The organism is Streptomyces sp. GSL17-111, from assembly GCF_037911585.1.
In the GTDB taxonomy this organism is placed as follows: Bacteria; Actinomycetota; Actinomycetes; order Streptomycetales; family Streptomycetaceae; genus Streptomyces.
This window is the reverse complement of sequence record NZ_JBAJNS010000001.1, coordinates 79,407-99,476: the sequence shown is the minus strand read 5'-3', so window position 1 is coordinate 99,476 and position 20,070 is coordinate 79,407. Positions and strand designations below refer to the sequence as shown.

Below are 20,070 nucleotides of genomic sequence, written 5' to 3'. Positions count from 1 at the left end.
GTCCAGCACACAGTAGTGCAGTACATGCAACTGTTCAATTCAGAATAATGAACTCTCGGGAGGGGTTCCGCACGTGACCGACCTAGACCATCTCACCCAGTCGCTCGCCCGCAACCTCAAGCGCCTCCGGACCGAGCGGGGGTTCACCCTCGACGCGCTCGCCGCCCGCGCCGGCATCAGCCGGGGCATGCTCATCCAGATCGAGCAGGCCCGCACCAACCCCAGCGTCGGTACGGTCGTGAAGGTCGGCGACGCCCTCGGCGTGAGCATCACCACCCTCCTCGACTACGACCAGGCGCCGCAGGTGCGTCTCGTCCCCGCCGAACAGGCCGTGCGGCTGTGGTCGACGCCGGCGGGCAGCCACAGCACCCTCCTGGCCGGCGCCGAAGCGCCCGGTCCGCTGGAGCTGTGGAGCTGGGTGCTCATGCCGGGGGAGGGCAGCACCTCCGACCCGCATCCGGCCGGGACGACCGAACTGGTGCACGTCCGCACCGGCGTGCTCACCCTCACCGTCGACGGCACGGATCACGAGGTGCCCCCAGGCACCTCCGCCTCGTTCGAGTCCCACGTGCCGCACGGCTTCCGCAACGCCGGTGAGACGCCCGTCGAGATGACGATGGCCGTCTCCGTCCCCGCCCCGCGCTGACGCCGCCCGGGGCGCGGAGCCGGTTCACAGCCGGGGGATCTCGATGGCCGGGCACCGGTCCATGACCATCTCCACACCGGCGGCCCGGGTGCGCTCGTAGGCCGCCGGGTCGAGGACGCCCAGCTGGAACCACACCCCGCGCGCCCCGATCGCGACCGCGTCGTCCGCCACCGCTCCGGCCAGCGCGGAGTTCACGAAGACGTCCACGACGTCCACGGGGAAGGGGATGTCGGCCAGCGAGGCGTACCCGCGCTCCCCGTGCACCGTATCGGCCTTCGGGTGCACCGGCACGATCCGCTTGCCGTACCGCTGGAGCACCTCGGCGACCCCGTACGCGGCGCGGCCGGCGTTCTGCGAGAGCCCGACCACCGCCCAGGTGTCGCCCAGTTCGGTCAGCATACGGCGCACGGCACGGTCGGCCTCAGAAGGTTCCACGTTCATGACGGCGGCAACGGCGTCCGCCCCCGGCGCATTCCCGGCCCGGGGGAAGGGGCACGTAGGGTGGCCGCATGCAGGACCAGTACCTCACCGTCGCGGCCCCCGGCGTGCACGAGACGGAGGTCAACCGTTCCCGGTTCCTGTGCGCACTCGCCCCCGCCGCCACCGAGACCGAGGCGCAGGCGTTCGTCGCGGCGGTCCGCGCGGAGCACCCCACCGCCTCCCACCACTGCTGGGCCTACGTGCTCGGAGCGGACGGCGCGGCACAGCGGTCCAGCGACGACGGAGAGCCCGGCGGCACGGCGGGCGTACCGATGCTCCAGATGCTGCTCCGCCGGGAGGTCCGCTGCACGGTCGCCGTCGTCTCGCGCTGGTTCGGTGGCACCAAACTCGGTGCCGGCGGCCTCATCCGCGCCTACGGCGGCGCGGTCGGCGCGGCGCTCGACGCCGTCGGCACCGTGACGCGCAACCGGTTCCGCCTGGCCACCCTCACGGTGGGACACGACCGCGCGGGCCGACTGGAGAACGACCTGCGGGCCACCGGCCACCGCGTCCGGGACGTCCACTACGGCACGCGCGTCACCTTCGAGGTCGGGCTGCCCGCGGCGGACGTCGACGCCTTCAGCGCCTGGCTGGCCGACGCCACGGCCGGCACGGCCCGGCTGGACCTGCACGGAGACAGCTACGACACCTGACCCGGCGGCGTAGCCGGCCGGCTGACCGGCGCCGGGACGGTCGCCGTCCCCGGACTCCCGGAGACCCCGCCGGGCGCCGCGCTGTCAGAGCGGGGGCTTAGGGTCGGTGGCCATGCGACTGCTGCACACCTCCGACTGGCATCTGGGCCGCGGCCTGCACCGCGTCGGGCTCCTGGAGGCCCAGGCGGCCTTCGTCGAGCACCTGGTGACCACCGTGCGCGAGCAGCACGTCGACGCCGTCCTCGTCGCCGGTGACGTCTACGACCGCGCGGTGCCGCCGCTCGGCGCGGTGGCCCTCTTCGACGAGGCGCTCAACCGACTGGCCGCCCTCGGGGTGCCCACCGTGATGATCTCCGGCAACCACGACTCGGCGCGTCGGCTGGGCGTCGGCGCCGGGCTGCTCGCCCGCGCCGGGGTCCACCTGCGGACCGACGTCGCCGGCTGCGCCACCCCCGTCGTGCTGGACGACGCCCACGGCCCGGTGGCGTTCTACGGCCTGCCCTACCTCGAACCGGCGCTCGTGCGCGGGAGCCTGGGCGCCGAGCGCACGACCCACGCCGCCGTGCTGGACGCCGCCATGGTCAGGGTCCGTGCCGACCTCGCCGCCCGTCCCGAGGGCACCCGCTCCGTCGTGCTCGCCCACGCCTTCGTGACCGGCGGTCAGGCCTGCGACAGCGAACGGGACATCACGGTCGGGGGAGTGGCGTCCGTGCCCGCCGCCGTCTTCGAGGGCGTCGACTACGTGGCACTCGGCCACCTGCACGGCTGTCAGACCCTCACCCCCCGGCTGCGTTACTCCGGTTCCCCCCTCGCCTACTCCTTCTCCGAGGCCGACCACCGCAAGTCGATGTGGCTGATCGACCTCGACGGCGCGGGCGACGTGAGCGCCGAACGTCTCGACTGCCCCGTGCCCCGGCCGCTCGCCCGGCTGCGGGGCCACCTCGCGGACCTGCTGGCCGACGAGAGCCTGGACCGGCACACCGGTTCCTGGGTGGAGGCCACCCTCACCGACCCCGTGCGCCCCGCCGAGCCGATGGCCCGCCTGGCCGAGCGCTTCCCGCACGTCCTCAGCCTCGTGTTCGACCCGCAGGACACCGCCGAGGGGCCGGTCCGCAGCTACGCCCAGCGCCTGCGGGGCCGCAGCGACCGGGAGATCGCCGAGGACTTCGTCGCCCACGTCCGCGCCGGGCGCTGCCCCTCCGCCGAGGAGCGGGTGGTGCTGCGCGAAGCGTTCGACAGCGTCCGCGTCACCGACGCCCAGACCGAGAAGGACCTGATCCGTTGAGGCTGCACCGGCTGACCGTCACCGCCTTCGGACCCTTCGCCGGCACCCACCACGTCGACTTCGACGCGCTGTCCGGCGCCGGACTCTTCCTCCTGCACGGAGCCACCGGCGCCGGCAAGACCTCGGTTCTCGACGCCGTCTGCTACGCGCTCTACGGCGGAGTCCCCGGTGCCCGGCAGACGCAGGGCCACGGCGGGCTGCGCAGCAGCCACGCCCCGGCCGGTACGCCCACCGAGGTCACGCTGGAGTTCACGGTGGGGGAACGCCGGCTGCGCACGTCCCGCCGCCCCGAACACCGCCGCCGCAAGCACCGGGGCGAGGGGTTCACCACCGACAAGGCCCTCTCCCTCCTGCACGAGCACGACGCGGCGACCGGCCGGTGGCGCGCGCTCAGCCGCTCCCACCAGGAGATCGGCAAGGAGATCGTCGAGTTGCTCGGCATGAGCCGCGAGCAGTTCTGCCAGGTCGTGCTGCTGCCCCAGGGCGACTTCGCCCACTTCCTGCGCGCCAGGGCCGACGAGCGCGGGGCGCTGCTCGGCCGGCTCTTCGACACCGGCCGCTTCCGCGCCGTCGAGGCGCACCTCGCGGAGCGGCGGGCCACCGCCCAGCAGCGCCTGCGGGAAGCCGACGCGACGCTGCTGGCCCTCGCCCACCGCATGGCGCAGGTGGCCGAGGGGAACGGCGCCGACGAACCGCTCCCCGCCATGTCTCCGGGGGACGAAGGTCTCGCGGAGACCGTGCTCGCCTGGGCGGCCCTCGCCCGCAGCTCCGCGCGCGAGCGCCTCACCGGCACCGCGCTGGCTCTCCGGACGGCCGAGCGCCACCACCACGCGACCCACGAGCGCCTGGCCGCCGCGGAGGAGCTGGCACGCCTCCAGGAACGCCACCGGCAGGCCCGTGGCCGGGCCGAGGCACTGGCCCGGCAGGCGCCCGAGCGCGACGCCGTGCGACACCGGCTCGAACGCGCCCGCAGTGCCGAGTCCGTCCTGCCCGCGCTCGCCGCCCGCCGCGCCGCCGAGGCCGAGCACCGCCGTGCGGCGCGGGCCGAGCGGGAAGCCCGCACCCGGCTGCCGGAACAGCTCGGCCAGGCCACGGCCGAGCACCTCACCGCGACCGAACGCCGCACCCGTCAGCAGCTCGGGGCCCTGGACGCGGCCCGCCGGGCGGAGGCCCGCGCCGAGGCGCTCGGCCGCGAGCTGAGCGGCCTGGACCGGGACGCCGTCCACGACGAGGCGGTGGCCCGGGAGGCCGAGGACTGGCTGGCGGCCTGGCCCGCCCGGCACGCCGCCCACCAGCGGCGCGTCGACGACGCCCAGGCGGCGGCCACCCGCGCCGAACAGCTCGGCGCCCGGCTCGACCCCGCTCGCCGACGCCTGGACGCGGCCCGTACCCGGGAGCGGCTGGCGGGCGAGCTCACCGAGGCCACCGAGCGGGCACGGCGCGCGGCGGACGACTCGGCCGACGCCCGGCAGCGGTGGCTCGACCTCCGCGAGCGCCGGCTCGCGGGCATCGCCGCCGAACTGGCCGCCGCCCTGCGGCCCGGAGCCCCCTGCGCCGTCTGCGGCTCCGCGGAGCACCCCGCGCCCGCCGGGCCCACCGCCGACCACGTGGACGCGGCCGCCGAGGACGCGGCACTGGCGGCCCACCAGGGCGCCGAGGCCGCACGGGAGAAGGCCGCACGGGCCCGGCAGGCCGTCGAGGAAGCCCTCCGCCACGCGCGTGAGGAGTCCGGCGAGGACACGGTGGAGCACTGCGCCGCGCTCCTGGCCGGCCTGGAGGCCGACATCGGCACCGCCCGCCGCGAGGCCGCCGAGGCGCACACCCTGCGCGAACGACTCGCCCAGGCCGAGCGCGAGCACGAGCGCCGGCTCACCGAACGCCACGAGGCCGCCCGGCGCACCGCGGCCCGCACCTCCCGCCGTGAAGCCCTCCAGCACGAACTGCGCACGCAACGGGACGAGGTGCGGCAGGCACGCGGCGACGCCCCGAGCGTCGCCGACCGCGCCGCCCGCCTGGAGGGGCTCGCCGCAGCGCTCGCCGAGGCCGCCGAGGCCGCCCGCCGGGCCGAGGCCGCCGCACGTCACCTGAAGCAGGCCGACGCCGCGCTGGACGACGCCGCCTGGCGGGCCGGCTTCCCCGCGCCGCAGGCCGCGGCGGACGCCGTGCTGGAGGCGGAGGCCGCCCGCGCCCTGCAACGCAGGCTGGACGACTGGCAGACGGAGGAGGCCACCTGCGCCGCCGAACTGGCCGACCCGGCGCTCGGGGCCGCCGCGGAGGAGCCCCCCGCCGAGGTGGCCATAACCCGCCGGGCCGCCGAGGCCGCCGTCGACCGGCGCCGGGCCGCGGACGCCGCCGCCTCGGCCGCCCGCTCCCGGGTGACCGACCTCGACCGGCTCTCCGCACGGGCCGCCGAGGCCGTGCGGGCGCTCGGACCGCGCCGGGCCGAGCACGAACGCGTCACCCGCCTCGCGGGTCTGGCCGCCGGCACCTCCGCCGAGAACGAACGGCGGATGCGTCTGGAGACCTACGTCCTCGCGGCGCGGCTCGAACAGGTCGCCGCGGCCGCCAGCTCCCGGCTGCACCGCATGTCGTCCGGCCGGTACACGCTGCTGCACTCCGACGACCGCGCCGGGCGCGGCGCGCGCTCCGGGCTGGGACTGCACGTCGTCGACGCGTGGACCGGACAGGAACGGGACACGGCCAGCCTCTCCGGTGGTGAGACCTTCTTCGCCTCCCTGGCGCTGGCGCTGGGCCTCGCCGACGTCGTCGGCGACGAGGCGGGTGGCACCCGGCTGGACACGCTCTTCATCGACGAGGGCTTCGGCAGCCTCGACGAACAGACGCTGGACGAGGTGCTGGAGGTGCTGGACTCACTGCGCGAACGCGACCGCTGCGTGGGCATCGTCAGCCACGTGGCGGACCTGCGGACGCGCGTCCCCGCCCAGCTGGAGGTCGTCAAGCGCCGCTCGGGTTCGGTCCTGCGGCACCGCACGGACGGCGCCGGGCCACCGGTCGGCGGCTGACCGCAGGCCCCAGGGAGTACCCACGCACCGGGAGGGCCACCGGCTCACAGCCGGGCCAGCTCCACCGCCAGGTCGTCCAGCCCCAGGGAGCCCTGGCTCAGCGCGGCCATGTGCCAGGCCTTCGCGTCGAAGGCCGCTCCCGCACGGGCGCGCGCCGCGTCCCGGCCCGCCAGCCACACCCGCTCGCCGAGCTTGTAGCCGATCGCCTGCCCGGGCAGCCCGAGGTACCGCACCAGCTCGCTCTCGACCGACTCCTCGTGCTGCCCGGTGTGCCGGGCGAAGAACTCCTGCGCCGACGCCGGGGTCCAGACCTCGCCGGGCCGGAACGGGGAGTCGTCGGGAATGCGCATCTCCAGGTGCATGCCGATGTCGATGATCACCCGGATCGCCCGCATCATCTGGGCGTCGAGGTAGCCCAGCCGGCGCTCCGGGTCCGCCAGGAAGCCCAGTTCGTCCATGAGCCGCTCCGCGTACAGCGCCCACCCCTCCGCGTTCGCGCTCACCATGCCCACCGTCGTCTGGTAGCGGGAGAGGTGCTCGGCCCGGTGCACCCACTGCGCCAGTTGCAGGTGGTGTCCCGGTACTCCTTCGTGGTACCAGGTGCTGACGAGGTCGAACACGGGGAAGCGGTCGTGCCCCAGGGTCGGCAGCCAGGTGCGCCCGGGGCGGGTGAAGTCCAGCGAGGGCGACGTGTAGTAGGGCGCCGCGGCCCCGCCGGGAGGGGCGATCATGGACTCCACGCGCCGGACGGGCCCGGCCAGTTCGAAGTGTGTGCCGTCCAGGGCGTCGATGGCCTCGTCCATGAGGTCCTGCAGCCACCTGCGGGTCGTCTCGACGCCCTCGATCACCTGCCCGTGGGTCCGCAGGTGCCGCATGACCGCCCACGGGTCGGACGCGTCCGGGACGATCCGGACGGCCTCCTTGCGCATCTCCGCGTGCAGGCGGTGGAACTCCGACCAGCCGTAGGCGTAGGCCTCTTCCAGATCCAGGTCGGTCCCGTTCCAGTAGCGTGCCCAGCGGGCGTACCGCTCCCGTCCGACGATGTCGGGCGCGCCGACCACCGCGGGCCCGTAGTCCTCCCTGAGCCAGCCGCGCAGCTCCTCCAGCGCACCGGTGGCGGCCCGGGCCGCCGCGTCGAGCTCACCGCTCAGGGACTGCGGCCCCCTGGCCGCGAACGCCCCGAACCACCCACCGGAACCGGCCGTGCCGACCCACTCGGCCAGCTGGCCGACGACGGTGGTGACCTGACGCGGGCCGCCGGGCAGCCCGGCCGCCAGCCCGGCCGCCAAGGACTCCCGGTACCCCGCCAGGGCTGTGGGCACGGCCCGCAGCCGCTGGGCGACCGCGGCCCAGTCCTCCTCGTCCTCGGTCGGCATGATGGTGAAGGCCATGCGGGTCAGCTGCAACGGTGAGCTGAGGTTGCCGACGGCCCGCAGCGGCTCGCCCGCGTCCCGTACGGCCAGCTCGGCCGTGAGCCGTTCCCGGAGCAGTCGGGCACACCGCCGTTCCGCCGGGTCGGCGGCGTCCGGCAGGTCCGCGGCGTCGGCCAGCGAGGCGAGCGTCGCGCGCTGGAGGTCGGCGACGGCCCGCCCGCCGTCGGGGGAGAAGTCCGGGAGCCGCCCGGCGACCTCACGCACCCCCAGGTCCGTGCCGGCCACGGGGTCGAGCTGAACAAGGGCGTCGACGTAGGCGTCAGCGATCTGACGGGGGAGTGGGGCGGTACGCGTGGTCTCGGACATGCGACCCATCCTCGTACGGAACGATCCACGCCGTCACCAGGTTCACGAGCCAATCCGGCGCCCGTGTCCGGGGAACGATCAGTCCGCCGAACCGGGCCCGGGCTCCTGCGGCGGGAGCAGCGGCCCGCAGGACCAGTGCTGGAAGATCAGCCGCGTCTCGACCCGTGCCACCTCCTTGCGTGAGGTGAACTCGTCGAGCACGAGCCGCTGGAGGTCGGCCGTGCCGGTGACGGCCACGTGCACCAGGTAGTCGTCGGGCCCGGTCAGGTGGAACAGCGAACGGGACTCGGGCAGGGCACGGACGCGGTCCACGAAGGGGCCGATGAGGTCCCTGCGGTGGGGACGGACCTGCACCAGCAGGAGCGCCTCGACCGAGCGGCCGAGCTTCGCCGGGTCCAGACGCAGTTCGTGGCCCAGGATCAGCCCGCTGCGTCGCAGCCGCGTCACCCGGTCCAGACAGGTCGACGGGGCGAGTCCCACGGCGGCGGCGAGATCGCGGTACGTCGTCCGGGCATCGTTCTGAAGGAGCCGCAGAATCTCCAGATCGACCGGATCTAGTCGCACGGATTCGGTCATCGGCCGAACGTAGCACGGCACCTTTCCGCTACGGGCCGGTAGCTGTTCAGCATGCACGCATGGACACGACACCTTCCGCGTCGGGCACCCCCGACGCCCGGGCCCCGTACCGCACCACGGGGGCCCTGGCCACGCACGCCGTGCACGCCGGGCGCGAAGACCTCGCCGCCCTCGGCCTGCACGCCGCTCCGCTGGACCTGTCCACGACCTACCCCAGCTCCGACAGCCGGTCCGAGGGCCTGCGGCTGGACGAGTTCGCGGCCACGGGGGCACAGCTGGAGGGCCCGCCCGTGTACGCCCGGCTGGACAACCCCACCGTCGGCCGTTTCGAGCAGGCACTCGCCCGGCTGGAGGGCACCGAGTCGGCCGTCGCCTTCGCCAGTGGCATGGCCGCCCTCACGGCGGTCCTGCTCGCCCGTTCGGCCGCCGGGCTGCGCCACGTCGTCGCCGTCCGGCCGTTGTACGGCTGCAGCGACCACCTGCTGAGCGGCGGGCTGCTGGGCACCGAGGTCACCTGGACCGATCCGGAGGGCATCGCCGACGCCGTCCGCCCCGACACCGCGCTGGTCATGGTGGAGACACCGGCCAACCCCACGCTGGCCGAGGTGGACCTCGACGCGGTCGCACGCGCCTGCGGCCAGGTGCCGCTGCTCGTCGACAACACCTTCGCCACCCCCGTGCTCCAGCGCCCCCTGGAGCACGGGGCCCGGTTCGTGCTGCACAGCGCGACGAAGTACCTGGGAGGTCACGGGGACGTCCTCGGCGGCGTGGTCGCCTGCGACGAGGAGTTCGCCCGTGACCTGCGCCGCATCCGCTTCGCCACCGGCGGGGTGCTGCACCCGCTGGCGGGCTATCTGCTGCTGCGCGGGCTGTCCACCCTGCCCGTGCGGGTGAAGGAGCAGTCCGCGACGGCCGCGGAACTGGCCCGCCGCCTGGCCGCCGACCCCCGGGTCACCGCCGTCCACTACCCCCGGCTCGGTGGCGCGATGGTGGCCTTCGAGGTGCGCGACGATCCGCACGAGGTGATCTCCGGCGTACGTCTCATCACTCCGGCCGTCAGCCTCGGCAGTGTCGACACGCTCATCCAGCACCCCGGGTCGATCAGCCACCGCATCGTGGCAGCCGGGGACCGGGAGGCCGGTGGGATCAGCGAGAAGCTGCTGCGCATGTCCGTGGGCCTGGAGGACGTCGAGGACCTGTGGCAGGACCTCGACCTCGCGCTCAGCGGCCTTCGGCCCCGGCCGGAGCCGCGACGGGAGACAGCGGTGCGCTGATCACCATGGTGCCCTCCTCGATCTGGTAGTCGAGCGGCAGGCCGAGGCCGCGCATGGTCGCGACCATGCCGGTGTTGGCCGACCGCGTCACGGCGTAGACGCTCTCGTACCCGGCCTCGACCGCCATCCGCACCAGCCGGCCGAGCAGTTCGCCGCCGATCCCGCGGTGCTGCCAGTCGTCCTCGACGAGGAGGGCCACCTCGGCCTCGTCGCCGTCCCACAGCAGGTGCCCGAGGGCCACGAGCCGCCCGGACGCCGTCTCCACCGCGAGGGTCCGCCCGAAACGGGGTGACAGCAGGTGGGCCAGGTAGCGGTCGGCGTCACGCACCGGGCCGTGGTAGCGCAGCCGCAGCGTGTCCTCCGAGCAGCGCTCGTGCATCGCCACCGCTGCCTCCACATCGCCCGTGTCGGCCCGCCGGACGGTGATGGGGTTGCCCTCGGGGAGGGTCAGGAGGTCGCGGCGGCGCGGCACCCGCTGCCCGAGCTGCGCGTCCAGCTCCACCAGGGCCCGGGCTCGCGCGAACTCGGTCGGGGTGAACGGGAGCTGCGGTCGCTCCACCACGATGGCACCGCCCGACGGGTCGGGCAGCCGCAGCACCGTCTCCTCTAGGACCCCCTCCGGGGGGACCGGATCGCTCATCGGCTTCCCGCTCAGGGAGACGGCGGGGACCGAACGGATGGTGCAGCGGCCGAGCATCGCGCGCAGGGCCAGGGGGAGTTCGGCGGTGTCCAGCGCCGTGCGGGTGGCCACGGCCAGCACCCTGGTGGGCACGTCGACGAGTTCGTGGGTGTCCGCCCGCTCCAGCCAGGTGTCCCGCCCGCCGCCCGCCACCGCGAGGGCGACGAGGCGGTTCTTCTCCAGCGCCTCCGGGGCACGGAGCATGAACTCGTCCACGGTCGCCGATTCGCCCAACGGGTGTGTCTGCAGCGCCAGGATGTCGACCTCGGCCTCGGCGAGCGCGGCGCACAGGGCCGCGAGGGCCCCGGGGCGCTCGGGAACCGTCGTCCGCATCCGCCACAGCACCGGCGGGTGCGCGCTCGGGTGCGCGCCTCCCTCCGGCGCGGCGGCGGTGCCCGTATCCGGGGCCGCGCCGGGTGACCGTTCGGCCTGCCTTCGGCGCCGAGGCCACCACCCGGCGCGCCGGTGGTGCCCGCGCGGGGTGGCCGGGGCGGTGGGGACGTTCGACGCTTCAGACATGCGGTCATCCTCGGGCACGGGTGTTGCCTCGTCACGAACGCTCTGTGACCGGCGGGTTAAGGATGGTTCTGTCGGTTTGGCAGCCATTTCAGTCATTTCAGCCGTTCCGGTGTGGAGGCTCCGGGTGGCCGGTCGAGCCACCCGCGCGGGCCGGCGGTCCTGCCGCCTCGGCGTCTTCGTCAAACGCCCGGCGGCTCTCGTGGGTTCCCTCCGTGTCCGGCGTGGTCGGCCGTCCCGCTCCGCGGTCGAGCCGGGCCGCACGTGCGGGTGCACGCCCTGCGAACATCCGGCTCGTTGCCGAATCGTAATCCGCTCGAGGTGTGGAGGGAACAGCATCATCAGCCATGCCGTGGCCGATGATGACGCACTGTCAGTGATCGTGTACGCGCGCAGCTCGGCGCGTGCCCGGGTCGGCGCGTAGGTGTCGGGTCCGTGCGTGGCCGCAGTGCTGGTCGGCCGCGCGTCGCGGCGGCCCGGGGCCGCCGGGAGAATCACTCCCCGGGCCCATCGGCGGGTGCCCCTCAGGGGGCACGTGTGACCGCCGATCGGCGCAATCCGCCACGCTCACGGGCTCCCTGCGATATGCCGATTGCTCATTTCGAGTGAATATGCGGGCTGCTGCCTGTCCGGAACCGGACGGGGCACGAAGCAGACGTGACTCTCGGCAGTGGGCCGACGGCTCACTGCCACCTGCCTCCCCCTACCGAAGGAGAACTCTCATGCGACGCATGGCGAAGACCGCGGCACTGCTCGCGGCGGCCACCGCCGTCATCCTCACCGGCGCGGGCACCGCCTCCGCCGACGCCGGCGCCGAGGGTGCCGCCGTCGGCTCCCCGGGCGTCCTGTCCGGCAACGTCGTCCAGATCCCGGTGCACGTGCCGATCAACGTCTGCGGCAACAGCGTCGGCGTCATCGCCGCCCTCAACGGGGCGGCCGGCAATGTGTGCGTCAACGACTGAGTCGCACCGCGACCGCCGCGCCGGGGCTTCCCGTCACCGTCGGGGAGCCCCGGCGTCGCGCCCGGCCCCGTCCCTCACAGGCCGCCGGCGACCCGCAGTACGGCTCCCGTGGTGTAGGACGCCTCCGGTGACAGGAGCCACGCGACCGCTCCGGCGACCTCCTCGGGCTCCCCGGGCCGGCGCATGGGCACCCGCTCGGGATGTCGCCACGGCCGCCCGGCGTCGCCCATGGCCGCGTGGATGTCGGTCGTGATCATCCCCGGCTGCACCGCGTTGACGCGCACCCCCTCCTCGGCCAGTTCCTTCGACAGCCCCACCGTCAGGGCGTCGAGCGCGGCCTTGCTCGCCGCGTAGTGCACGTACTCGCCCGGTCCGCCCAGCGTCGCGGCCGCCGAGGAGACGTTGACGACGGCGCCGCCCCGGCCGCCGTGCCGCCGCGACATCGCCAGGGCCGCACGTCGGGCGCAGTACAGGGCGCCGAGCACGTTGACGTCGATGACGCGGCGCATGTCGGCGGTGGAGGTCTCGGTGAGGCGCCCCAGCGGTCCGGTGACGCCGGCGTTGTTGACCAGCCCCGTCACGGGCCCCAACTCCCGGGTCACCGTGCCGAACAGGACGTCGACCTGCGTCTCGTCGCTGGTGTCCACCCGCACCGCGACGGCCCGGGCGCCGGCCTCCCGGACCGCGGCCACCGTCCGCTCGGCTGCCTCGCGGTCCCGCACGTAGCCGACGCCGACATGGTGTCCGTCGGCGGCCAGCCTCCGCGCCACCGCCGCCCCGATCCCCCGGCTGCTCCCCGTGACCACGGTGACCCGCTGCGCCATGACGGCCCTTTCCCGGCCCGAGACGGGCCTCTTCCCGGGCCCGTGGGGCCCCTCCCGGCCCGAGGACCGTGCCACTCCTGACCGGCGACGCTATCCCACCCCGGCTCTCGGGCGGCGCGGAGGGCCGGGATTGGTCTTGACCAAGGCGGGGGGCGCCCGTAGTGTCACCAGGCATACGCAACAAGCTTTAATAAACAACCGCGTGAAAATCCCACGGGGACACGGCGATTGCGGAGGCCAGGGTGGGGACCACACAGGTGGACACGGTGCCGGAGCCGAAGTACTGGCACCTCAAGACAGTGCTGTCCGAAGCCCTCGACACCGAGTTCGCCGTGGGCCAGGTGCTGCCCAACGAGCGGGACCTGGCGGCCCGCTACGGAGTCGCCAGGGCGACGCTCCGGCAGGCCCTCGAACAGCTTGAGCTGGAAGGGCGGCTGCAGCGCCGGCGCGGTGTGGGCACTACCGTCGCGCCACCGCGCATGGGGGTGGACGTCGCCACCGATCCCGGTGGCTGGCCGGGTACCACCGAGGACGCCTGGCGGATCGAGGACTGCTCCTTCGCGGCACCGCCCACCGCCGTCGCCCGGCTGCTGACCGGGCATCCATCGGGACCGTGCCATGTGCTGCGACGCGTCCGCAGCGAACGCGGACAGCACGTGGCGACCGAGGTCCTCCACGTGCCGGCCGGTGTCACCGGAGAAGTGGCGGGTTCCGGCGCGGCCCGAGGCGGCGCCGTGCTGAGGGCCCTGCACCGTCTGGAACTCGACGGGCAGGACCGCTCGGTCGAGCTCGGTTCCGCGCGGGCGGACGACGCGCGCCGACTGGACCGGTTGCCCGGCTCCCCGGTGCTGGTCGTCACCACCCGCTACGTGGCCGGGGGGACGACGGTGGCCGTGGCGGTCGCCACGTACCGGGCCGACACCTGCCGACTCACCTTCGGCGACCTGCTGGGCGCCGACCTGCTGGCCGGCTGACCGCGCGTCACCCCGGGCGCGCGCCACGACCCTGCGGCCCGCGCGACCGGAAGGGCCGGGTGCGGCGTCACGCCGAAGCGGCCTCCACGGAGAACAACTGCTCCTCCACGTGGTTCAGCGCCACCCGCAACGCCCCGGTGGCCACCGCCGCCTCTCCGAGGACGGACAGCTCCACGCGCGGCGGGCGCAGGCAGTAGCGCTCCAGCTCCTTGCGCAGCGGCACCAGGACGCCGTCGAGTCCCGCCGCCCAACCGCCGATCACCACCAGCTCCGGGTCGAGGGCCAGTACGAGTGCCGCCACGTCGTGCACGAGCCGCCTGATGTACCGCTCCACGGCGAGCCGGGCCTGCTCGTCGCCGCTGCCCGCCGCGCGGAAGACCCGGGCCACGGCCGCCTCGTCCAGCGGATGAAGCGGCTCGCCGGTCGTCGACAACAGCCGTTCGGGGGAGGCCTCGCGGCCGAGGAGGTGCAGGGCGCCGATCTCCCCGGCCGCCCCTCCGAACCCCCGGTGCAGCCGCCCCCCGATCAGCGAACCGGCACCCGGACTGAGCCCGGCCAGCACCATGACCACGTCCTCGCAGCCCCGCGCGGCACCCTGCCAACGCTCGGCGAGCACCGCCGCGTTGGCGTCGTTCTCCACGATCACCGGGCAGCGGAAGGACCTCCGGAGCCGCTCGCCCAGCGGCAGTCCGGTCCACCCCGGCAGCGCCGTGCACAGCCGCAGGCTGCCGTCCCCGCTGACGATGCCCGGCGTCCCCACCCCGACGCAGCGCAGGGTGGAGCGGGCCACCTCGCTGCGGCGCAGCAGGTCGGAGACGGCGGCCCGGACACGTTCCAGCCGTTCACCGGCGGACGCCTCCTCGGTGGCGGTCCGCTCCGCCGTACCCACCGGACGTCCGGTCAGGTCGGACAGCACGGCCGAGACGCGGTGCGGCCCGATCTCGATGCCCAGCAGGTGGCCGGCCTCCGCGCGGAAGCGGAAGCGCCGGGCCGGCCTGCCCTGCCGCCGGGTGGCCGACACGCCGGCCGCCTCGGTGACCAGGCCGGCGCCGACGAGGCCGTCGACGACCCCCTCGACCGTGGGTCGGGACAGGCCCGTCGCGCCGACCAGGTCGGTCAGGGTCGGTGACTCCTGCGCACCCCGCAGGGCCCGCAGCACGACAGCGGAGTTGATCCTGCGCAGCAGGGACGGATCCCCACCGGTGAGCCTCCCCACAGTCCGCCTCCCAGCGCCGAGTCCGTGGCCCGGATGCTATCCGTTGCCGCAGCTCACGGCGACCGGGATCGGCGTGGGACCGTCCCGGCCGGCGGTCAGGGACGACGGACGAGCCGCCCGGCCACGAGATGGCCGAGGAAGAGGTAGACCACGGCGGCCAGGCCGTATCCGCAGACGACACGGGCCCATTCCGCGTCGAAGGTGAACAGGTCGTGGGACCAGCCCGCGAGCCACTGGGCCGCGTTCTGCACGAAATTGACCAGGTCGTTGGCCCGGTTGGCCTCGAGCAGGTACATCAGGATCCACAGGCCCAGCACAAAGGCGAAGAGATCTGCGACCAGTGCGATGATGCGTGCGGCGCTCAGGTACGTTCGTCGTGTGGACATGACAGCCTGCTTGCCACTCGCGGACGGCTGAAACCCGCCGGTTCCCCGGCGCTCAGAGAATGGCGCCCGGCGTGTAGGCAGCGGCCTCCGGGTGGGCCCGGGTGACCTCCTCGACGCGCGCGACGACGGCCGCGACCTGCTCGCCGGCCGCACCCGTGAACGCCAGCCGGTCCGCCATCAGCTCCGTGAGGCCCGCCCGGTCCAGCGGAATGCGCGCGTCGTCCGCGAGCCGGTCCAGCAGCTCGTTGCGCTCCCCGCCGGCTCGCAGCGCCAGAGCCGACGCCACGGCGTGCTCCTTGATCGCCTCGTGCGCCGTCTCCCGGCCCACCCCGGCCCGCACGGCCGCCATGAGCACCTTGGTCGTGGCCAGGAAGGGCAGGTACCGGTCCAGCTCCCGCGCGACGACGGCCGGAAAGGCGCCGAACTCGTCGAGCACGGTCAGGAACGTCTCCAGCATCCCGTCGAAGGCGAAGAAGGCGTCCGGCAGCGCGATCCGCCGCACGACCGAGCAGGACACGTCACCCTCGTTCCACTGGTCACCGGCCAGCTCAGCGGCCATCGACGCGTAGCCGCGCAGGACGACCGCCAGGCCGTTCACGCGCTCGCACGAGCGCGTGTTCATCTTGTGCGGCATCGCGGAGGAGCCGACCTGGCCCTCCTTGAAGCCCTCCGTCACCAGTTCCTGGCCCGCCATCAGCCGGATCGTCTTCGCCAGCGAGGACGGTGCCGAGGCGAGCTGGACCAGTGCGCTGACGACGTCGTGGTCCAGGGAACGGGGATAGACCTGCCCCACCGAGGTGAGGCTGCGCGCGAAGCCGAGGTGGGCCGCGACGCGCTCCTCCAGTTCGGACAGCTTCGCCGCGTCGCCGCCCAGCAGGTCCAGCATGTCCTGCGACGTACCGACGGGCCCCTTGACACCGCGCAGCGGGTAGCGGCCGAGCAGGTCCTCCAGTCGGGCGAAGGCGACGAGCAGTTCGTCGGCCGCCGACGCGAACCGCTTGCCGAGCGTGGTGGCCTGCGCCGCCACGTTGTGCGAACGCCCGGTCATGACCAGCGCCGCGTGCTGACCGGCGAGCGCGCCCAGCCGGGCCAGGAGCGCCACCGTGCGGTCGCGGACCAGCTCCAGCGACAACCGGATCTGGAGCTGCTCGACGTTCTCCGTGAGGTCGCGCGAGGTCATGCCCTTGTGCACCTGCTCGTGACCGGCCAGCGCGTTGAACTCCTCGATCCGCGCCTTCACGTCGTGCCGGGTCACCTGCTCGCGGCGGGCGATCGAGGCGAGGTCGACGTCCTCGAGGACCCGCTCGTAGTCCGCCGGCGCGCCGTCCGGGACGTCGATGCCCAGATCCTTCTGGGCCCGCAGCACGGCCAGCCACAGGCGGCGCTCCAAGGTCACCTTGTACTCCGGGGACCACAGGACGGCCAGCTCTGCGGAGGCGTAGCGGCCTGCGAGGACGTTCGGGATGCGCGGCTTGTCAGTCACGCTGCCGGATTCTACGGGGTGTCCTCGCAGGCCAACGGTGCCAGGTCGGGGCGCTTGGGCAGGAGACCGTCGCCGGAGGAGCGGCCGGTCAGCCGCCGCCCGATCCAGGGCGCGAGGTGCCGGCGCGCGAAGGTGAGGTCGGCCCGCCGCCGCACGAGCCATCCCGGTGGCGCCGCGTTCGGCAGGGGTGCGTCCCAGTCGTCCTCGGCCGGGTGGCCCAGCCGCTGCCAGACGGCCTCCGCCACCCGGTGGTGGCCCTCCGCCGTCAGATGCAGCCGGTCGTCCGCCCACAGCCGCGGATCGCTGAGCGTCCGCGCCCCGTACAGATCGACGACGAGTGCGCCGTGCCGGGAGCCGAGCTGGTCGACGAAGGCGAAGAGCTCCTCCATCCGGGTCCGGTAGCGCTCCAGCACGGGCCCCTGCCGCCCCGGGCTGCGCATGAGAACCAGGTGCTTGCAGGCGGGCGCGAGCCGCTCGACGGACTCCTCCAGCAGCCCGCACACCCGTCCCATGTCGCAGGACGGCCGCAGCACGTCGTTGAGCCCGCCCACCAGCGTGATGAGGTCGGCCTGCATCGCGGCGGCGAGCGGCACCTGGTCCGTGGCGATCTGCCCGATCAGCTTGCCCCGCACGGCGAGGTTGGCGTACCTGAACCCGTCGGTGCGCGCGGCCAGCCGGTCGGCGAGGCGGTCCGCCCAGCCCCGGTAGACGCCCCCGGGGCCGAGGTCCGACATGCCCTCGGTGAAGGAGTCGCCCAGGGCGACGAAGCTGCTGATCTGCGGTGCGGTCTCCATGGCGGCGCCATCGTACCCAGCGCCCGGCCCCCCTTCTGCGCGCGCCCGCCGGGCGCGGTGGCCTGGCGCGCGGATCCGGCCCCTCACCCCGCCACGTCACGCCCCATGAGCTCCCGCAGGACGTCCTCCAGCGTGATCAGTCCGACCGCCCGGCCGTCCTCGCCGATCACCGCCGCGAGGTGGGTGCCGCCGCCGCGCAGCGCACCCAGCACGTCGTCCAGCGGTGTGCCGGCCCGCACCCGGGCGATGGGCCGCAGGGCGGAGGGCGGGAAGGCGGCGTCGGGGGACGGGGCGTCCAGGGCGTCCTTCACGTGCAGGTAGCCCAGCGCCCGCCCGGAGTCGTCCACGACGGGGAAGCGTGAGTAGCCCGACGCGGCGCTCAGCCGCTCCAGTTCCTCGGCGGTGACCCCGCTCGGCGCGGTCACGACCCGGGCTTCGGGACGCACCACCTCGGCGACCGGACGGCGGCCGAGCTCCAGAGCGTCCCGCAGCCGTGCCGTCGCCCGGTCGCCCAGCAGTCCGGCCTCGCCCGAGTCGGCCACGATACGGGCGAGCTCGTCGTCGGAGAACGTCGACTCCACCTCGTTGCGCGGCTCCACGCGCAGGAGCTTCAGCAGCGTGTTGGCGAACGCGTTGATGGTGAACACCACCGGACGCAGGGCCCGCGTCAGCGCGGCCAGCGGCGGGCCCAGCACCAGCGCGGTGCGGACCGGCTCCGCCAGGGCGATGTTCTTCGGCACCATCTCGCCGAACAGCATGTGCACGTAGGTCGCCAGGGTCAGCGCGACGACGAACGAGATGGTGTGGGTCAGCGCTCCGGACAGTCCGGCGGCCTCGAAGGCCGGTTCGAGCAGGTGCTCGATCGCGGGCTCGGCGACGATGCCCAGGACCAGCGTCGTGAGCGTGATGCCCAGCTGGGCGGTGGCCATGAGCTGCGAGAGGTGTTCCAGCCCCCACAACACACTCCTGCTCCTACGGTCGCCCTCCTGGGCGCGTGGCTCGATCTGGCTGCGCCGGATGGAGATGAGGCTGAACTCGCCGCCGACGAAGAAGGCGTTGAGCAGGATCATGAGCGCTCCGACCAGGAGCTGCAGCAGCGTCATCCGCCGGCCTCCTCCGCCTCCGCGCGGCCGGGGCGGCGCGTCGTCATCCCGGCGGGGGCGTGCAGCCGGACGCGGGCGGCCCGCCGTCCCGTCGCGTCCGCCACCTCGATCCACCAGCCCGCCACCTCCACGCCGTCGTCCTCGGCCGGGATACGGCCCAGCTCCGTCGCGACGAGCCCGGCCAGCGTCTCGTAGGGCCCTTCGGGCAGGCGCAGCCCGATCTCCTCCACCTGGTCGGTGCGCGTCGCCCCGTCGGCGTCGTAGACGAGACGCCCCTCCGGGTCGGTCCCGGCCGCGGCCAGCTCCGGGGCGGCCAGCGGGTCGTGCTCGTCGCGCACCTCGCCGACGACCTCCTCCAGGATGTCCTCCAGCGTCAGGACGCCGGCCGTGCCGCCGTACTCGTCGATGACCACGGCGATGCTGCGCCGCTCCGATAGCTGGTCGAGCAGCTGGTCGGCGGGCAGCGTCTCGGGCACGAGCAGCGGTGCGGTGAGCAGCCCGTCCAGGTGCCGCTCCGTCCGCTCGGCGGGCGGCACGGCGAGGACGTCCTTGATGTGGACGACCCCCACGACGGTGTCGAGGTTCTCGCGGTAGACGGGGAAGCGGGACAGGCCGGTGGCGCGTGTGGCGGTGGCCACGTCGAGCGCCGTGGCGCGGACGTCCAGCGCGTGGACCCGCACGCGCGGCGTCATCACGTTCTCGGCGGTCAGGTCGGCGAGCCGCAGGGTGCGGACGAACAACTCCGCCGTGTCCGCCTCCAGCACTCCTTCCTTGGCCGAGTGCCGGGCCAGCGCGACCAGCTCCTGCGAGGACCGCGCCGAGGCCAGCTCCTCCGTCGGCTGCAGCCCCACCAGCCGCAGCGTCCGGTTCGCGGTGCTGTTCAGATGACGGATGAAGGGGCGGAAGGCGGCGGAGAACAGCCGCTGGAGGGGACCGACACGGCGGGCCATCGCCAGGGGCGCGGAGATCGCCCAGTTCTTCGGGACCAGTTCGCCCACGACCATCAGGACCACCGTCGACACGGCCGTGCCCAGTACCAGCGCCGTCGAGGAAGCGGCCCGCTCCGGAAGTCCCGCCGCCTCCACGGGCCCGGTGAGCAGGGCCGCGATCGACGGCTCGGCGAGCATGCCGATGAGCAGACTGGTCAGCGTGATGCCCAGCTGCGCGCCGGAGAGCTGGAAGGTCAGGGAGCGGACGGCCGCCAGCGCACCCGCCGCACCGGGCTCCCGCGCGGCGGCGGACCGTTCCAGCAGACCGCGTTCCACCGTGGTGAGGGAGAACTCGGCAGCGACGAAGACGCCGCAGGCCAGCGTCAGCAGAAAGGCCGCACCCAGAAGCAGGAGCTCGGTCATCGAGGCCTCCACGACCCCGGAACACCACGGGAGGGGCACCGTGCGCGGCCCGCTGGACCGGAAGGTTCGCCCATGGCCGGCGCTGCCCCCTTTCTCACCGTCGCG

18 protein-coding genes are annotated in these 20,070 nt (G+C 74.3%); 7 read left to right on the top strand and 11 right to left on the bottom strand.

Features of this window, described 5'->3' with window-relative positions; genetic code table 11:
* Positions 1-73 precede the first annotated feature (73 nt).
* Positions 74-646 (top strand): helix-turn-helix domain-containing protein, encoded by a 573-nt coding sequence (locus V6D49_RS00515; protein ID WP_340556081.1) that lies wholly within the window; start codon positions 74-76, stop codon positions 644-646.
* Positions 647-670: 24 nt separating this feature from the next.
* On the opposite strand, the gene V6D49_RS00510 is transcribed toward V6D49_RS00515, so the two are convergent.
* Complete coding sequence (locus tag V6D49_RS00510; RefSeq protein ID WP_340556080.1) at positions 671-1,087, bottom strand: CoA-binding protein; 417 nt, start codon at positions 1,085-1,087, stop codon at positions 671-673.
* A 68-nt stretch (positions 1,088-1,155) separates the two neighbouring features.
* On the opposite strand from V6D49_RS00510, the gene V6D49_RS00505 reads away from it, so the two are divergent.
* The 3 genes from V6D49_RS00505 (at position 1,156) to V6D49_RS00495 (ending at position 6,087) form a co-directional block, all read left to right on the top strand.
* Positions 1,156-1,779: a YigZ family protein gene (locus V6D49_RS00505; RefSeq protein WP_340556079.1), complete on the top strand. Its 624-nt coding sequence runs from the start codon at positions 1,156-1,158 to the stop codon at positions 1,777-1,779.
* 112 nt (positions 1,780-1,891) lie between these two features.
* Positions 1,892-3,064, top strand: a complete 1,173-nt coding sequence (locus tag V6D49_RS00500) for an exonuclease SbcCD subunit D (RefSeq protein WP_340556077.1) — start codon at positions 1,892-1,894, stop codon at positions 3,062-3,064.
* The gene (locus V6D49_RS00495) at positions 3,061-6,087 is read left to right on the top strand and encodes an SMC family ATPase (protein WP_340556075.1); all 3,027 of its coding nucleotides are present in this window, start codon (positions 3,061-3,063) and stop codon (positions 6,085-6,087) included. Before V6D49_RS00500 ends, V6D49_RS00495 begins: the two co-directional genes overlap by 4 nt.
* A gap of 44 nt (positions 6,088-6,131) precedes the next feature.
* On the opposite strand, the gene V6D49_RS00490 is transcribed toward V6D49_RS00495, so the two are convergent.
* On the bottom strand, positions 6,132-7,826 hold the full coding sequence (locus V6D49_RS00490) for a DUF885 domain-containing protein (RefSeq protein WP_340556073.1): 1,695 nt from the start codon (positions 7,824-7,826) through the stop codon (positions 6,132-6,134).
* A 78-nt stretch (positions 7,827-7,904) separates the two neighbouring features.
* Positions 7,905-8,402: an Lrp/AsnC family transcriptional regulator gene (locus tag V6D49_RS00485; protein WP_340556072.1), complete on the bottom strand. Its 498-nt coding sequence runs from the start codon at positions 8,400-8,402 to the stop codon at positions 7,905-7,907.
* Positions 8,403-8,461: 59 nt separating this feature from the next.
* Here V6D49_RS00485 and V6D49_RS00480 point away from each other — a divergent pair, with 59 nt between their 5' ends.
* Positions 8,462-9,676: a trans-sulfuration enzyme family protein gene (locus tag V6D49_RS00480; protein WP_340556070.1), complete on the top strand. Its 1,215-nt coding sequence runs from the start codon at positions 8,462-8,464 to the stop codon at positions 9,674-9,676.
* Here V6D49_RS00480 and V6D49_RS00475 read toward each other — a convergent pair.
* Positions 9,624-10,874, bottom strand: coding sequence for a GNAT family N-acetyltransferase (locus V6D49_RS00475; protein WP_340556068.1), 1,251 nt, complete (start codon positions 10,872-10,874; stop codon positions 9,624-9,626). The two genes, V6D49_RS00480 and V6D49_RS00475, sit on opposite strands and share 53 nt — an antisense overlap.
* Before the next feature lie 719 nt (positions 10,875-11,593).
* Between V6D49_RS00475 and V6D49_RS00470 the strand changes: the two genes are divergently transcribed.
* Positions 11,594-11,833 (top strand): chaplin, encoded by a 240-nt coding sequence (locus V6D49_RS00470; RefSeq protein ID WP_340556066.1) that lies wholly within the window; start codon positions 11,594-11,596, stop codon positions 11,831-11,833.
* A 74-nt stretch (positions 11,834-11,907) separates the two neighbouring features.
* Here the strand turns inward: V6D49_RS00470 and V6D49_RS00465 are convergent, their stop codons facing one another.
* Complete coding sequence (locus V6D49_RS00465) at positions 11,908-12,657, bottom strand: SDR family oxidoreductase (protein ID WP_340556065.1); 750 nt, start codon at positions 12,655-12,657, stop codon at positions 11,908-11,910.
* A gap of 242 nt (positions 12,658-12,899) precedes the next feature.
* On the opposite strand from V6D49_RS00465, the gene V6D49_RS00460 reads away from it, so the two are divergent.
* Positions 12,900-13,631: a GntR family transcriptional regulator gene (locus V6D49_RS00460; RefSeq protein ID WP_340556064.1), complete on the top strand. Its 732-nt coding sequence runs from the start codon at positions 12,900-12,902 to the stop codon at positions 13,629-13,631.
* Between the two features lie 67 nt (positions 13,632-13,698).
* Here the strand turns inward: V6D49_RS00460 and V6D49_RS00455 are convergent, their stop codons facing one another.
* From V6D49_RS00455 to V6D49_RS00430, 6 genes are all read right to left on the bottom strand, one after another.
* Entirely contained in the window at positions 13,699-14,847 is a 1,149-nt protein-coding gene (locus tag V6D49_RS00455; protein ID WP_340556062.1) for an ROK family protein, read from the bottom strand.
* Between the two features lie 95 nt (positions 14,848-14,942).
* Complete coding sequence (locus V6D49_RS00450) at positions 14,943-15,233, bottom strand: hypothetical protein (RefSeq protein WP_340556060.1); 291 nt, start codon at positions 15,231-15,233, stop codon at positions 14,943-14,945.
* Positions 15,234-15,285: 52 nt separating this feature from the next.
* Complete coding sequence (gene purB / locus V6D49_RS00445; RefSeq protein WP_340556059.1) at positions 15,286-16,716, bottom strand: adenylosuccinate lyase; 1,431 nt, start codon at positions 16,714-16,716, stop codon at positions 15,286-15,288.
* A gap of 11 nt (positions 16,717-16,727) precedes the next feature.
* Positions 16,728-17,510 carry an SGNH/GDSL hydrolase family protein gene (locus tag V6D49_RS00440; RefSeq protein WP_340556057.1) on the bottom strand — a complete coding sequence of 261 codons (783 nt, stop codon included), beginning with the start codon at positions 17,508-17,510 and terminating at the stop codon, positions 16,728-16,730.
* Between the two features lie 83 nt (positions 17,511-17,593).
* Positions 17,594-18,613, bottom strand: coding sequence for a hemolysin family protein (locus V6D49_RS00435; RefSeq protein WP_340556055.1), 1,020 nt, complete (start codon positions 18,611-18,613; stop codon positions 17,594-17,596).
* Entirely contained in the window at positions 18,610-19,965 is a 1,356-nt protein-coding gene (locus V6D49_RS00430) for a hemolysin family protein (RefSeq protein ID WP_340556053.1), read from the bottom strand. The genes V6D49_RS00435 and V6D49_RS00430 overlap by 4 nt, the downstream gene beginning before the upstream one ends.
* Between the last annotated feature and the right edge of the window lie 105 nt (positions 19,966-20,070).